The sequence below is a fragment of the Nocardioides sp. Z30_9 genome, from assembly GCF_058215735.1.
Window position 1 is genome coordinate 2,113,049 of record NZ_JBZAJF010000001.1, and the last position, 14,977, is coordinate 2,128,025.

Annotated in this window: 13 protein-coding genes; 4 read left to right on the forward strand and 9 right to left on the reverse strand. The window is 70.7% G+C overall.

Annotation, left to right across the window (positions count from 1 at the left end):
• Positions 1-3: 3 nt before the first annotated feature.
• Positions 4-1,101 carry a LacI family DNA-binding transcriptional regulator gene (locus AC4BGB_RS10290; protein ID WP_490546681.1) on the reverse strand — a complete coding sequence of 366 codons (1,098 nt, stop codon included), beginning with the start codon at positions 1,099-1,101 and terminating at the stop codon, positions 4-6.
• 114 nt (positions 1,102-1,215) lie between these two features.
• Between AC4BGB_RS10290 and radA the strand changes: the two genes are divergently transcribed.
• Both radA and disA read left to right on the forward strand, forming a co-directional pair.
• The gene (gene radA, locus AC4BGB_RS10295) at positions 1,216-2,649 is read left to right on the forward strand and encodes a DNA repair protein RadA (RefSeq protein WP_490546682.1); all 1,434 of its coding nucleotides are present in this window, start codon (positions 1,216-1,218) and stop codon (positions 2,647-2,649) included.
• 9 nt (positions 2,650-2,658) lie between these two features.
• Positions 2,659-3,744, forward strand: coding sequence for a DNA integrity scanning diadenylate cyclase DisA (gene disA, locus AC4BGB_RS10300; protein ID WP_490546683.1), 1,086 nt, complete (start codon positions 2,659-2,661; stop codon positions 3,742-3,744).
• Between the two features lie 55 nt (positions 3,745-3,799).
• Here disA and AC4BGB_RS10305 read toward each other — a convergent pair whose 3' ends face one another.
• Positions 3,800-4,561 carry a hypothetical protein gene (locus tag AC4BGB_RS10305; RefSeq protein WP_490546684.1) on the reverse strand — a complete coding sequence of 254 codons (762 nt, stop codon included), beginning with the start codon at positions 4,559-4,561 and terminating at the stop codon, positions 3,800-3,802.
• 157 nt (positions 4,562-4,718) lie between these two features.
• Here AC4BGB_RS10305 and AC4BGB_RS10310 point away from each other — a divergent pair, with 157 nt between their 5' ends.
• On the forward strand, positions 4,719-5,579 hold the full coding sequence (locus AC4BGB_RS10310; protein WP_490546685.1) for an HhH-GPD family protein: 861 nt from the start codon (positions 4,719-4,721) through the stop codon (positions 5,577-5,579).
• 63 nt (positions 5,580-5,642) lie between these two features.
• Here the strand turns inward: AC4BGB_RS10310 and AC4BGB_RS10315 are convergent, their stop codons facing one another.
• From AC4BGB_RS10315 to lysS, 7 genes are all read right to left on the reverse strand, one after another.
• Positions 5,643-6,092, reverse strand: coding sequence for a hypothetical protein (locus AC4BGB_RS10315; RefSeq protein WP_490546686.1), 450 nt, complete (start codon positions 6,090-6,092; stop codon positions 5,643-5,645).
• Between the two features lie 285 nt (positions 6,093-6,377).
• Complete coding sequence (locus AC4BGB_RS10320; protein ID WP_490546687.1) at positions 6,378-8,918, reverse strand: ATP-dependent Clp protease ATP-binding subunit; 2,541 nt, start codon at positions 8,916-8,918, stop codon at positions 6,378-6,380.
• Between the two features lie 127 nt (positions 8,919-9,045).
• Positions 9,046-9,660: a flavin reductase family protein gene (locus AC4BGB_RS10325; protein ID WP_490546688.1), complete on the reverse strand. Its 615-nt coding sequence runs from the start codon at positions 9,658-9,660 to the stop codon at positions 9,046-9,048.
• A 4-nt stretch (positions 9,661-9,664) separates the two neighbouring features.
• A complete protein-coding gene (locus tag AC4BGB_RS10330; protein ID WP_490546689.1) occupies positions 9,665-10,381 on the reverse strand; it encodes a response regulator in 717 nt (238 codons plus the stop codon).
• Positions 10,378-11,649 (reverse strand): sensor histidine kinase, encoded by a 1,272-nt coding sequence (locus AC4BGB_RS10335; RefSeq protein WP_490546690.1) that lies wholly within the window; start codon positions 11,647-11,649, stop codon positions 10,378-10,380. Before AC4BGB_RS10335 ends, AC4BGB_RS10330 begins: the two co-directional genes overlap by 4 nt.
• A 93-nt stretch (positions 11,650-11,742) precedes the next feature.
• Positions 11,743-12,066 carry a histone-like nucleoid-structuring protein Lsr2 gene (locus AC4BGB_RS10340; protein WP_490546691.1) on the reverse strand — a complete coding sequence of 108 codons (324 nt, stop codon included), beginning with the start codon at positions 12,064-12,066 and terminating at the stop codon, positions 11,743-11,745.
• A gap of 80 nt (positions 12,067-12,146) precedes the next feature.
• Entirely contained in the window at positions 12,147-13,616 is a 1,470-nt protein-coding gene (lysS, locus tag AC4BGB_RS10345; protein WP_490546811.1) for a lysine--tRNA ligase, read from the reverse strand.
• 160 nt (positions 13,617-13,776) lie between these two features.
• Between lysS and AC4BGB_RS10350 the strand changes: the two genes are divergently transcribed.
• Complete coding sequence (locus tag AC4BGB_RS10350; protein ID WP_490546692.1) at positions 13,777-14,940, forward strand: zinc-binding dehydrogenase; 1,164 nt, start codon at positions 13,777-13,779, stop codon at positions 14,938-14,940.
• The last annotated feature ends 37 nt before the right edge of the window (positions 14,941-14,977 follow it).

Consider the following 14,977-nt stretch of genomic DNA (forward strand, 5'->3'; position numbering starts at 1 on the left):
CGGTCAGTCCGTGCGCCGGCTGGAGCGGCGTACGACGAGAGCGGGCTGGAGCATCCGGCCACGGTCGCCGATGGGCTTGTGCGCCAGCACGAGGTGCAGGATGCGGACGAGCTCGACGGCCACCTGCTCCAGGGGCTGACGCACGGAGGTGAGGCCGGGCCAGGTCACCTGGGCGGCCAGCGAGTCGTCGAAGCCCACGACCCCGATGTCGGTGCCCGGACGGAGGCCACGCTCGGCGCATGCGTGGAGCACGCCGATGCCGAGCGTGTCGCTCGCGCAGGCGAACCCGGTGATCGAGGGGTCCTGCATCAGGCCGTGGGTCGCCATCCGCGCCGCGTCCACGTTGTCGCTCAGGTGTACGCCGAGCCCGGCGGTGTCGAGCCCGGCGGCGCGCATCGCCCGCTCCCAGCCGCTGCGACGGTCCTGGCCGATCCGTGAGGCGCGCTCCCAGCCCAGCCACGCGATCCGGCGGTGCCCCTGGGCGATCAGGTGCTCGGTGGCGATCTGGGCGCCGTGCGCGCCGTCCACGTCGACCCAGGCGTGGTCGGCGTCCGGCTCGTCCCAGGGGCGGCCGAAGGCGACGAACGGAGCCCCACGCTCCTGGAGGAACGCAGACTGCGGCGTGCCGGCGTAGGTGTCGGTGACCACGAAGGCGTCCACCGCGGTGGAGCGCAGGAGGTCGTCGTACCCGTCGAGCGGGTCGGTGGGGCTCCCGGAGAACAGCAGCACGTGGTGCCCGGTGCGTGAGGAGGCCTCCACCAGGCTGTGCAGGAAGCGGTCCATCAGCGCGTTGCTGGTGCCCTCCTGCGCCTGCTCGAAGCGCAGGCCGATCAGGTGCGAGGAACGGGTGCGCAGCTGGCGGGCGGCCCGGTTGGGCGAGTACCCGAGCCGCTCGATCACCTGCTGCACCCGCTCGAGGGTCTCGGGCCGCAGCAGGTCCGGGTTGTTCAGCGCGTTCGAGACGGTCTGGCGCGAGACGCCGGCCTCGTCGGCCACCGTGGCCAGGGTGGGCGGCACCTGGTGGCGGCCCCGGCTCGCCTCCCGGGCCCCGTCACGGCCGGGGTCCCGGCTGGGATCCCGGCTGAGGTCTGGCCGACTCACCGACTGGCTCATGTCTGTCCCCCGGTTTCTGGATCGTTCAAATCCTAGACTGGACCATACGCGCGAGCACGTCGTACGCGGTATCTGTCGGTGGGCTCGCCTAGCGTTCGGGGCATGGCTCAGTACAGCGGACGCACCTCCCCCAAGCCCCCTCGCTCGACCTACCACTGCACCGACTGCGGCTGGGAGGCGATGAAGTGGGTGGGCCGCTGCTCGGAGTGCCAGGCGTGGGGCACGGTCGTGGAGAAGTCAGCCCCGAAGAGCCGGGTGCAGGCCGGACCCGTCACCGCGCCGGCACGCCCAATCGGCGAGGTGCCGATCGAGGACTCGATGGCGCGCACCAGCGGCGTGCCCGAGCTCGACCGGGTGCTCGGCGGCGGGATGGTGCCGGGCGCCGCGATCCTGCTCGCCGGCGAGCCCGGTGTCGGCAAGTCCACGCTCCTGCTCGAGGTGGCCTCCCAGATGGCCCGCCAGCGACAGCGCGTGCTCTACGTGACCGGCGAGGAGTCGGCCGCCCAGGTGCGGATGCGCGGTGACCGCACCGGCGCGATCCAGGACGAGCTCTTCCTCGCCGCGGAGACCGACCTCGGTGCCGTGCTCGGCCACGTCGAGGCGGTCAAGCCCACCCTGCTGGTCGTCGACTCCGTGCAGACGATCAGCGCCGGTGACGTCGACGGTGTCCCCGGAGGTGTCTCCCAGGTCAAGGAGGTCTCGGCCGCGCTGATCCGGATGGCGAAGCTGCGCAACATCACCCTGGTGATCATCGGCCACGTGACCAAGGACGGCACGATCGCGGGCCCACGCGTGCTCGAGCACCTCGTCGACGTCGTGCTCCACTTCGAGGGCGAGCGCACGTCCAGGCTGCGGATGGTCCGCGCGGTGAAGAACAGGTTCGGCCCTGTCGACGAGGTGGGCTGCTTCGACCTCTCCGCGGAGGGCATCGTGGCGATCACCGATCCCACGGGGCTGTTCCTCGACGCAATGCGCGGCCCCGTGCCCGGCACCTGCGTCGCGGTCGCCCTCGAGGGACGCCGGCCGCTGCTCAGCGAGGTGCAGGCGCTGGTCACCCACACGGCCTCGGACCGCCCACGGCGTACGACGTCGGGAGTCGACTCCTCGCGGGTGGCGATGATCCTGGCGGTCCTGCAGCAGCACGCCGGGGTGCGGCTGCACAACCACGACGTGTTCGTCTCCAGCGTGGGCGGCGCCAGGCTGACCGAGCCGAGCAACGACCTAGCCATCGCCCTGGCGATCACCTCCGCCTCGCGCGGCAAGCCGCTGGGACGCAACGTGGCCGCGATCGGTGAGCTAGGTCTTTCCGGCGAGCTGCGCCGGGTGCGCGACGTCGGGGTGCGACTCGCCGAGGCGGGGCGGATGGGCTTCCGCTCCGCGATCGTCCCGGCCGTCACCTCCGACACGGCCGGGAACAGCCGGATCCTGGACGGGATGCGGGTCGTGGACGTCGACAACATCGCGCGCGCGCTCACCCTGCTCGGCCTCGGCTCGGGCGACACCGTATCGGGCGATTCACGCTCGCAACTGCCCTAGACTTTCGCCGTGGCTCCTCCCGAACGGCTCGACGACGCCGCCCGACTGCGCGAGACCCTTGCCCGGATCGCGCCCGGAACCTCCTTCCGCGACGGGCTCGAGCGCATCCTGAGGGGCCGTACCGGCGCCCTGATCGTGGTCGGGCACGACAAGGACGTCGAGGGGATCGTCACCGGCGGGTTCAACCTCGACGTCCCGTTCACCGCGACCGCACTTCGTGAGCTGGCCAAGATGGACGGCGCCATCGTGCTGGACCGCGACATCTCGCGGATCTACCGCGCCAACGTGCACCTGATGCCCGACCACACCATCCACTCCGAGGAGACCGGCACCCGGCACCGCACCGCCGACCGGGTGGCCAAGCAGACCGGCGCGCCGGTGATCTCGGTGTCACAGTCCATGCAGATCATCGCCATCTACGTCGGCGCGATCCGCTACGTCCTCGAGGACTCCGGGAGCATCCTGGCCCGTGCCAACCAGGCGCTGGCGACCCTGGAGCGCTACAAGGTGCGGCTCGACGAGGTCTCCAGCACCCTGTCCGCGCTGGAGATCGAGGACCTGGTCACCGTCCGCGACGTCGCCGTGGTGGCCCAGCGGCTGGAGATGGTCAGCCGGATCGCCCGCGAGATCGACGACTACGTCAACGAGCTCGGCACCGACGGGCGGCTGCTCTCGCTCCAGCTCGAGGAGCTGGTCACCGGCGTCGAGGCCGAGCGTGGGCTCGTGGTCCGCGACTACCAGGCCGGTGGACGCCGCACCCAGCCCGCCGAGGAGATCCTCGCCGAGCTGGAGGCCCTGCTGCCCACCGAGCTCGTCGACATCGCCGCCGTGGCGAAGGCGCTCGGCCTCGGCCAGGGCACCCACCTCGACGGCGCCGTGACCCCCCGGGGTCACCGGCTGCTGGCCAAGGTCCCCCGGCTCCCGATCACGGTGGTGGACCGGCTCGTGGAGCACTTCGAGACCCTGCAGAAGCTGCTCTCCGCCACGGTCGAGGACCTGCAGATGGTCGAGGGCGTTGGCGAGCTGCGCGCCCGCAGCGTGCGTGAGGGCCTCTCCCGACTGGCGGAGTCCAGCATCCTGGAACGCTACGTCTGAGGCGTACCCCGGCTCGACCGCTCGGGACCGCCTCGGCCCGCTCGGGCCGGCTGCCTCAGGGGCGCTTGCTGGGCTTGGTGCTCGGCTTCGCGCTGGGCTGCGCAGAGGCCTTCGCCGACGGGCTCGCGGTGGCGCTGGGGCGGGGCTTGGGCGTCCGGGTGACGACCGTCGGCTCGGCCTTGGTCACCTCGAACTGCACGTCGCTGGGCGTGGACCCGTAGGCGGCCGCGTAGACGTGGTAGAACCCGGGCAGCGCCCAGGCGGAGAACTGTGCGCATCCCTGGTCCGAGCGTCGCCCGCTCCAGGTCACCGGCACGTGCACGGGCTGGCCGCTGCGGACGACGACCTCGGCCGTCGGGATCGCCTTGGGGCAGTCCTGGCTGGACCAGATCCGGTCCTTGCCGGAGGCGATCTTCACCACCAGGCTCTGCGGTGAGACCTTGAAGGTGCAGGCCGGCTGCGTGCCGTTCAGCCGCAGGTTGATCACCACCGGCGTCCCCGCCCACGCGCGCGAGACCGAGGGCAGCACGCTGACGTCGTCCTCGGGGCACACCCCGTTGGGCGGGATCAGCGGCACGTTGGCCCGGGGGCTCGGCCTGGTCGAGGGCGCGACCGGCCCGAGGCTGACCGGATTCCCGGGCTGGTCGGCAACGGTGCGGGTGCTCGCCTTCGACGCGGTGGGCGGGTCCTCGCCGGTTCCGCCGAGCAGCTTGGCCACCCCGAAGACGAGGAGCAGCGCGATCAGGAGCACCAGGGCCCGGCGTACCCAGTAGACGCGCTTGGGCAGCCGTCCACGCGGTGTGATCGCCGAGCTCATGGGGTCACGGTAGTCAGGCACGGTCCCCGATCCGGGTTGCAACGCCGGGCGCCCGGGTGCGGTCCCCGCCACACCCCCGCCCACCGGGCACAGACGTGCCGCTCATGTACGCCGACCGGGCACTCGCGTCCCGCGCCGACGCGGATAATGAGCGCCGATGAACGCCCTCCACGAGCCCCTGGTCGACTGGTACGCCGAGCACGCCCGCGACCTGCCCTGGCGCGGCCCGGAAGCGACTCCCTGGGCGGTACTGGTCTCGGAGTTCATGCTCCAGCAGACGCCGGTCGCCCGGGTACTGCCGGTCTTCGAGCAGTGGATGAACACGTGGCCGACCCCGAGCGACCTCGCCGCGGCCCCGAGCGGGGAGGCGGTCCGGGCGTGGGGGCGGCTCGGCTACCCGCGACGCGCCCTGCGACTGCACGCCGCCGCGACCGCGATCGTGGAGCAGCACGGCGGCGAGGTCCCCGCCGCCCACGACGACCTGCTGGCGCTGCCCGGCGTCGGCGACTACACCGCCAGCGCGGTGGCCTCGTTCGCCTTCGGCGGCACCCACGCCGTGCTGGACACCAACGTGCGGCGAGTGTTCGCCCGCGCTGTGGAGGGGGTGGAGTTCCCGCCCGCCTCCGTCACGAAGAGCGAGCGCGCGCTGGCGGAGTCGCTGCTGCCCGAGGATGACGCGGCCACCTGGGCGATCGCCGTGATGGAGCTCGGCGCCCTGGTGTGCACGGCGGCCAGCCCCCGGTGCCCGGCGTGCCCGATCAGCGATCTCTGCTCGTGGAACCTCGCCGGCCGTCCGGCGTACGACGGCCCACCGCGGCGCGGCCAGACCTGGGCCGGAACCGACCGCCAGGTCCGCGGCCGCCTGATGGCGGTCCTGCGCGACGCCCCCGGCAGCGTCACCCGGACCCGCCTCGACTCCGCCTGGGCGGACCCGGTGCAGCGCGACCGTGCCCTCCAGAGCCTGCTCGCCGACGGCCTCGTCGTGGAGAGCGACGGCCGCTTCGCCCTCCCCGGCTGAGCCCTGCCTGATCGATCCCGGGAGGGTGCCCGGCGAAGGAGCAACAAGGCGGTGCCGCTGCCGCTACGTGTCGTACTCGACGCCGTCCCACGGTTCGTAGTACACGATGAAATCACCCGGCTCGATGCCGATGGAGAACGTGCCGTCCTCGTACTGCTCGACCTTCCAGCCGAAGGTGACGCCCCTGACCTGCTGGGTGAACGGCGCGACCTCGATGGGCTCGAGGACGTAGTCGCCCAGCTCAGCCAGCCGGGAGGCGACGAGGGCATCCGCATCCGAGGCGCCGGCCTGCCCGGGGGGAAGTCCATCGACTCGGGGGACCTCGTCGATCCTCACCTCGTCGAAGCTCCCGTCGGGCTTCCACAGGAAGAGCCCGACGTACGCCGCCCCCGAATGGCCCGGGACGAACAGCTCGTCACTGAGGAAGAACTTGCGACCGTCCATCGCGGTTCCTGCGTAGGGAACGTGGTAGTCGTCGGGGACGATGGTGAATCGTTCGGGTCTCGTGTTCACGGCAGCTCTCTCCTCCTGGTCCTGTGAGGGGGTTGCGCACCCGGCAAGCGCTGCGACCAGTACGAGCACGACCACGTAACGCAAGGCGAAACGGCGCTGCAGGCGATGCCCGAGGCGGATCGTTCGCTGCTTGGTACCCGGTTGAGTCACAGCGCGGAGCCTAGGTCGCCGCGAAGCTCCTTGTTCACGATCCGCCGCTAGCCCGGCTCGCAGTCTCCGATTTCAGGGGCCAGAAAGCGGAACGGCCCCCCGGGGTCACCGGGGGGCCGTTCAGGTCAGGACGGGTCAGGCGGGGTCGCCCTTGGTGATGTCGACCGGGCCGTCGCTGTCGTCGGGGCCGCCAACGGGCTCGAGGAGCGGGGCGTCCGGCAGGTCACCGCGGACGGTGCCCTCGAAGGTGAACTGCGCCGCGGCGCCTTCGCCCTCGACGCCGACCAGCACGATCTGGCCGGGGCCGACCTCACCGAAGAGCATCTTCTCGGCGAGGACGTCCTCGATCTCGCGCTGGACCGTACGCCGCAGCGGACGCGCACCCAGCACGGGGTCGAAGCCCCGCGTGGCGAGCAGGTCCTTGGCGGCCTGGGTCAGCTCCAGGGACATGTCGCGGTCCTTGAGCCGCAGCTCCACCGAGGCCACCATGTTGTCCACCATGGAGACGATCTGCTCCTTGGTCAGCGGCGGGAACACGATGATCTCGTCGACACGGTTGAGGAACTCGGGCCGGAAGTGCTGCTTGAGCTCCTCGGTGACCTTGTTCTTCATCCGGTCGTAGGTGCCCTCGTCGCCGGACTGGTTGAAGCCCAGGCTGACGCCCTTGGAGATGTCGCGGGTGCCGAGGTTGGTGGTCATGATGATCACCGTGTTCTTGAAGTCGATCACCCGGCCCTGGCTGTCGGTCAGGCGACCTTCCTCCAGGATCTGCAGCAGGCTGTTGAAGATGTCCGGGTGGGCCTTCTCGACCTCGTCGAAGAGCACCACGGAGAACGGCTTGCGGCGCACCTTCTCGGTGAGCTGGCCGCCCTCTTCGTAGCCGACGTAGCCGGGAGGCGAACCGAAGAGCCGCGAGACGGTGTGCTTCTCGGAGAACTCCGACATGTCGAGCTGGATCAGCGCGTCCTCGTCGCCGAAGAGGAACTCGGCGAGCGTCTTGGACAGCCACGTCTTACCGACACCGGACGGGCCGGCGAAGATGAACGAGCCGCCGGGGCGCTTGGGGTCCTTCAACCCGGCGCGCGTACGACGGATGGCCCGGCTGAGCGCCTTGACGGCCTCCTCCTGGCCGATGACCCGCTTGTGCAGCTCATCCTCCATCTTGAGCAGCCGGGTGGACTCGGCCTCGGAGAGCTTGACGATCGGGATCCCGGTCGCCACGGCCAGCACCTCGGCGATCAGCTCCTCATCGACCTCTGCGACGACGTCCATGTCACCGGCACGCCACTGCTTCTCACGCTCACCCTTGGCGAGGATGAGCTGCTTCTCCTCGTCGCGCAGGCGGGCGGCCGCCTCGAAGTCCTGTCCGTCGATGGCCCCCTCCTTGCGGCGGCGCACGTCGGCGATCTTGTCGTCGAACTCGCGCAGGTCCGGCGGAGCGGTCATCCGGCGGATCCGCAACCGGGAGCCGGCCTCGTCGATGAGGTCGATCGCCTTGTCGGGCAGGAACCGGTCGGAGATGTAGCGGTCGGCCAGCGTCGCCGCCGAGACCAGGGCCTCGTCGGTGATCGTGACCCGGTGGTGCGCCTCGTAGCGGTCGCGCAGACCCTTGAGCATCTCGATGGTGTGCGCGATCGAGGGCTCGGCGACCTGGATCGGCTGGAACCGGCGCTCGAGCGCAGCGTCCTTCTCGAGGTGCTTGCGGTACTCGTCGAGCGTGGTGGCACCGATGGTCTGCAGCTCGCCGCGCGCCAGCATCGGCTTGAGGATGCTGGCGGCGTCGATGGCGCCCTCGGCCGCGCCGGCCCCGACGAGGGTGTGGATCTCGTCGATGAACAGCACGATGTCCCCGCGGGTGCGGATCTCCTTGAGCACCTTCTTCAGGCGCTCCTCGAAGTCACCGCGGTAGCGCGAGCCGGCCACCAGGGCCCCGAGGTCGAGGGTGTAGATCTGCTTGTCCTTGAGCGTCTCGGGCACGTCGCCGCGGACGATGTCCTGCGCGAGGCCCTCCACGATCGTGGTCTTGCCGACGCCGGGCTCACCGATGAGCACGGGGTTGTTCTTCGTACGCCGGGACAGGATCTGCATGACCCGCTCGATCTCCTGGCCACGTCCGATGACCGGGTCGAGCTTGCCCTCCTTGGCGGCCTGCGTCAGGTTGCGGCCGAACTGGTCGAGCACCAGCGAGCTGGAGGGGGCGGCCTCGGGCGCCGTGCCCGCGGACTGCTGCTCCTTGCCCTGGTAGCCCGACAGCAGCTGGATGACCTGCTGGCGCACCCGGTTCAGGTCGGCGCCGAGCTTGTGCAGCACCTGCGCGGCGACGCCCTCACCCTCGCGGATCAGGCCGAGCAGGATGTGCTCGGTGCCGATGTAGTTGTGGCCGAGCTGCAGCGCCTCGCGCAGGGACAGCTCGAGCACCTTCTTGGCTCGCGGCGTGAACGGGATGTGGCCGCTGGGGGCCTGCTGGCCCTGGCCGATGATCTCCTCGACCTGGGCGCGGACGGCCTCCAGGGAGACGCCGAGGCTCTCCAGCGCCTTCGCGGCGATGCCGTCGCCCTCGTGGATCAGGCCGAGCAGGATGTGCTCGGTCCCGATGTAGTTGTGCGAGAGCATGCGGGCCTCTTCCTGGGCCAGCACGACAACTCGTCGGGCTCGGTCGGTGAACCGCTCGAACATGGGCTACTCCTCAAGTCTCTGCAGGGTCGACGCGTGCGACCCGCACGGCCGGTTAAACCCTTCCCTCAGCCTACGTGTTCCGCGCGCAGGTGGTTATCGCTCTCAGCGAACACGGCCGGGTGGCCGCTCACAGCACGTCCTCGGGGCGGGCGGGGCGGGTCAGGTGGAACACCTCAGGAGGCCGGCCCCACTCGTCGCCGCCGAGGCGGGAGACCGGCCGGAGCAGGTCCATCGCCGGTTGACCGTCGCGCAACACGTCGTCGCGCACGGTGATCGCGGTGACCTCCCCGAACACGACGTACGCCGAGCCGACCTCCACCACCCGCTCGAGGCGGCACTCGATCGAGGCAGGCGACCCGGCGACCCGCTGCGGGGCGACCGTGTCGGAGGGCTCCATCGCGATCCCGAGCTGCTCGGCCTCGTCGTCGCCGTGGTCGAACGGCGCGCTGCTGGCGTTGACCTGCTCCAGCAGCGCCTCGGAGGTGTGGCTGATCACGAACTCGCCGGTCTCCTCGACGTTGCGCACGGTGTCCTTGTGGCCCAGCGAGCTGAACAGCACCACCGGCGGTCGCCCGCTGGCGACGGTGAAGAAGGAGTGCGGCGCCAGGTTGCCCCGCCCCCGCGCGTCCAGCGTGGAGACCCAGGCGATCGGGCGCGGCACCACCAGGGCGGTGAGCAGCCGGTAGGCGTTCACGTCGGGATCGCCGGGGTCGAAGACCGTGCGCGCGGTGGAGGTGGCCATCGCGTCAGCGTAGAAGGTCAGCGCTCCGGTCACCGCTGCCGTTCCGGGCCTGAACGCCGGGTTGGGCACCGGGCTGGCCGCCGGGCTGGGCCAGTCCGTGCTCGTAGCACCACACCACCGCCTGCACCCGGTCCCGCAGGCACAGCTTGCGCAGTACCTCGGCCACGTGGCTCTTGACCGTCTCGTTGGCGACCACCATCGAGGCGGCGATCTCCGCGTTGGACCACCCCCGCCCCAGCAGCACCAGCACCTCACGCTCACGCGGGGTCAGCGAGCGCCCCGCGAGCGGGTCCGCGCCGGGCTCCCGGCGTACGCCGAAGTCCTCCACCAGCCGCCGGGTGACGCCGGGGCCGAGCAGCATCGACCCCTCGCCCACCATCCGCACCGCCTCGACGAGCCGGTCCCCGGTCACGTCCTTGAGCAGGAACCCGCTGGCGCCGGCCCGGATGGCCTCGAAGACGTACTCGTCGAGGTCGAACGTGGTCAGGATCAGCACGCGCGCACGGTGCTGCGCGGCGATCACGCGGGTGGCCTCGATGCCGTCCATCACCGGCATCCTCACGTCGACCAGCGCCACGTCCGGCTCCTGCTCGGCGACCAGCGCCAGCAGCTGCTGGCCGTCGGCGGCGGTGCCCACCACCTCCAGTCCCGGCTGCGCGTCGAGCAGCGCCGCGAATCCCGCACAGATGATCGGCTGGTCGTCGGCGACCACGACCCTCATGCGGAGGGCTCCGGCTCAGTGACCAGCGCCGGGAGCCTGGCCTCGACCACGAACTCCCCGTCCCGGACGCCGGCCTTGAGCTCCCCGCCGACTGCACGCACCCGCTCCGCCATGCCGGTCAGTCCACCACCGGGTTCGGGCTCCTGGACACCCGGAGCGCGGTTGGAGACCAGCACCCGCACCCCGCCGGCCCCGTCGCCGTGGGCGATCACGTCCACGGGCACGCCGGGCGCGTGGCGACGCGCATTCGTGAGTGCCTCCTGCACCACCCGGTAGGCGACGTAGCCCGGCGTCGCGAGCACGTCGTCGAGCCCCTCCAGGGACGCCGAGACGACGTCGGTGGCCGACTGCGCGTCGAGCACCAGTCGGCTGATGTCCCTCGCCGTGGGCTGGGGGGTCCGGTGCGGCGCACCGTCGGAGCGGCGCAGCACCCCGAGGACGCCGCGCAGCTCGTCGAGCGCCTTGCGGGAGTCCTCCGCGATCTCGGCCAGCACCAGCCTGGCCTCTGGTGAGAGATCGGGACAGGTGTACGGCGCCGTCTCTGCGCGCACGGCGATCAGCGAGACGTGGTGGGCCACGACGTCGTGCAGGTCGCGGGCCAGCCGGGAGCGCTCATCGAGGACAGCCGCGTCGCGGGTCACCTCACGCCGCCGGCGCACCAGCTCGAGGAGGCCACGCTCGCGGGAGGCCTCACGGCGCAGCAGGATCGTCACCAGCATCACCAGCGCCGTGCCCAGGGCGTACATCGTGCAGACCAGGATGTCGTACGACGCGCCCCCCATCAGGCCGGGCAGCCCGAACTCCACGGAGCCGCCGGGGGTCATCATCCGGCCGTCGAGCAGGATCACCCCGATCGGCAGGCAGGTCGCGACGGCGGCGAGCAGCCAGGCGAGCCGGGGCCGGCGCCAGGCCCCGCAGACCGCGACAGCGACCAGCGCGGCGTACGCCGTCCAGGGCCACGCGAGCCCCATCAGGCCACCCGCGACGAGGCGGGGCAGCACCAGCACGACACCGAGCACGAGCGAGCGCAGCGCCGCCAGCGGGGCGAGCGCGAGCAGCAGGCCACTGAGGGACACGGCAGCGTGCACCCAGCCGGCGTAGTTCTTGTCGGTGACCAGGAAGCCACCGTCACCGAGGTAGCGGTAGCGGATGTCGAGCGGCGTCTGGGTCTCCAGGAACGCCAGCAGGAGGGCGGCGGCCGCAGCGACCACCAAGAAGACCTGCGGTGCATCGGCCCAGCGACGCAGTCGGGCGAGGATCTCGGTCATGGGCTCAGCCTCGCGGCCGGCCCGGACGCACGACCACCCCCGGGCGAGCGAACTGCGTCACTCGCGCGGGGGTGGTCGTCGTGGAGCTCGGGATCAGTGCGCGGCTGCGTATGCCTCGCGGACCTCGGCCGAGACGCGCCCACGCTCGGGGACGTCGAAGCCGTTGTCCCGGGCCCAGGCCCGGATCTCGGAGGGGGCGGCACCGCTGGCGGCCGTCTTGGTGGTGCGGCGGCCGCTGCGGCCTCCGACGGGACGCCCGTGGGCGACATAGGGGGCGAGCGCGTCACGCAGCGAGCGTGCGTGCTCGTTATTCAGGTCGATGGCATATTCCTTGCCGTCCAACCCGAAAGTGACCGTCTCTTCCGCATCGCTCTGGTCGATGTCGTCCACGAGTACGATGTTGACTTTTTGAGCCATGTTCCTGACCGTCCTTGCACAAATCGAGTGAGAGAGTTTCCCACTCGACACTAACAGACCACTATGTGAGAACCGCGCCCTCACTCAGGTCGGAGCAGCGGAAAAAGAATCGTCTCCCGAATGCCGGCTCCGGTCAGCAGCATGACCAGGCGATCGATGCCCATCCCCATCCCGCCGGCAGGCGGCATTCCGTATTCCATCGCCTTGAGGAAGACCTCGTCGAGCTCCATTGCCTCGGGATCACCCTGCGCGGCAAGGGCAGACTGCGCCTGGAGCCGTTCACGCTGCACGACAGGGTCGTTCAGCTCGGAGTACGCCGGCGCCAGCTCGACGCCGTTGATGATCAGGTCCCATGCCTCGTTGATACCCGCTTTGTCGCGATGCGCCTTCGCCAGCGGCTTGACCTGCGAGGGGTAATCCATCACGAAGGTCGGATTGATCAGGTCGTCCTCGACGAGCTGCTCGTAGAGCTCGACGAGAATTTCCGCCGCTCCCCATTTCGGCTGCAGTTCCACACCGTGGGTATGTGAATACCCGCGCAGGGTTTCCGCGTCGGTCTCCACCGTCACCTCGGCACCCACGGCCTCGGAGACCAGGTCAAAGATCGAGGCCTGGCGCCATTCGGCCTCCAGATCGATCTGCGACCCGTCCCGTCCGGGTACGACGGTGCGGCCCACGGCCCGCGCGGCGTCGAGCACCAGCGCCCGGGTCAGCTCCATCATCGTGAACTGGTCGCCGTAGGCCTCGTAGGCCTCCAGCATCGAGAACTCGGCGGCGTGAGTGGAGTCGAGCCCTTCGTTGCGGAACGTGCGGCCGATCTCGTAGACCTTGTCGACGCCGCCGATCATCGCCCGCTTCAGGTCGAGCTCGAGCGCGATCCGCAGCAGCATCGGCTGGTCGAGTGCGTTCAGGTGCGTGCGGAACGGGCGAGCCGCGGCGCCGCCGTTGGTCAGCTGCAGGATCGGGGTCTCGACCTCGGTGTAGCCACGCTCGTCGAGGGTCCTGCGCAGGCTCTTGAGCACGGTGGCCTTGGTGCGCACCATCTCGCGCGCCTCGGGGCGGATCATCATGTCGACGTACCGCAACCGGATCCGGGCCTCGTCGGAGAGCGGCCGGTGCTCGTTGGGCAGCGGGCGCAGCGTCTTGGCCGCGAGCTGCCACTGGGTCACCGAGACCGACAGCTCACCGCGGCGACTGGTGATCACCTCGCCGCGCACGGCCAGCAGGTCGCCGATGTCGACGAGCGCCTTGTAGTCCGCGAGGGACTCCTCCCCCACGTCGGCGAGGCTGAGCATCGCCTGGATCTCCGAGCCGTCGCCCTCGCGCAGCTTGGCGAAGCAGAGCTTGCCGGTGTTGCGCTGGAAGATGACCCGGCCGGTGATCGCGACCTGCTCGCCCGTGCGCGTGTCGGGCTCGAGCTCGCCCGACTCCATCAGGGCGTCGTACTTCTCCCGGATCTCGCGGATGGTGTGGGTGCGCTCCACCGTGGTCGGGTAGGGCGCGACGCCCTTGTCGAGGAGCCGCTGCCGCTTCTCCCGGCGTACCCGCATCTGCTCGGGGACATCGTCCGCCGGGAGGGTCCCCGCGGCGTCGGTCTGCGCATTCTCCGGGGCTTTCGCCTGGGCATCGGACTGGGCGCCACCGGGCTGGTCATTCATGTGGCACACGCTACTTTGCTCCCTACCCGACAAGGACAACAGGAGCGTGACGATGAAGGCCGTTGTGTGCCAGGACACGATGCTCGAGGTCGCCGAGCTCCCGGACCCGGTCCCTGGGCCCGGCCAGGTGCTGCTCGAGGTCGTCCGCACCGGCATCTGCGGCTCCGACCTGCACGCCCGCAAGCACGCCGACCAGCTCGCCGACGTGGCCGCGGCGATCGGCTACCACCACGTGATGCGACCCCACCAGTCCGTGGTGATGGGACACGAGTTCAGCGGCCGGGTGCTCGACTACGGCCCGAAGACCCGCAAGCCGTGGTCGGAGGGGACGCCCGTGGTCTCGCTGCCGATGATCCAGATGGGCGAGCAGGTGCAGATGACCGGCCTCTCGGCGCAGGCGCCGGGTGGGTACGCCGAACGCGTGCTCGTGCAGGAGTCCCTGACCATGGAGGTCCCCAACGGGCTCGCCCCCGAGACGGCGGCGCTCACCGAGCCGATGGCGGTCGCGTGGCACGCCGTACGACGCAGCGGCGTACGCAAGCGCGAGACCGCCGTGGTGGTCGGCTGCGGCCCGATCGGGCTGGCAGTGATCCTGATGCTCAAGGCCCGCGGCGTACGCACCGTGATCGCCAGCGACTTCTCGCCGGGCCGGCGTGCGCTCGCCGAGCAGTGCGGCGCCGACGTGGTGATCGACCCCGCCGCCGGCTCGCCGTGGGCCGGCTTCGAGCAGAGCCGCTACATCACCGACGCGAACGGGCTCTTCGACCTCGCCCTCGGCACGATGGGCAAGCTCCGGAAGGTCCCGATGCTGCCGTGGTGGCAGGTGCTGCGCGCCGCCGAGGCTGCCGGAGCCACCCCGAGCGGACCGGTCGTGTTCGAGTGCGTCGGGATCCCGGGGATCATCGACCAGATCGTCAACGAGGCACCGCTCGCCGCACGGGTCGTCGTCGTCGGGGTCTGCATGGAGCCGGACACCTTCCAGCCCGCGATGGCGATCAACAAGGAGATCGAGCTGAAGTTCGTCTTCTGCTACCAGCCCCACGAGTTCCACGAGACCCTGCAGATGATCGCGGACGGCAAGGTCGACCCCACCCCGCTGATCACCGGCACCGTCGGCCTCGACGGGGTCGCGGCCGCGTTCGACGCCCTCGCCGACCCGGAGCGCCACGCGAAGATCCTGATCGATCCGGCGAGCTCAGCGGCCCTGCCGGGATAGTCCGAGACGTTTCCGTCGTCGTACCGGACAAAACGGA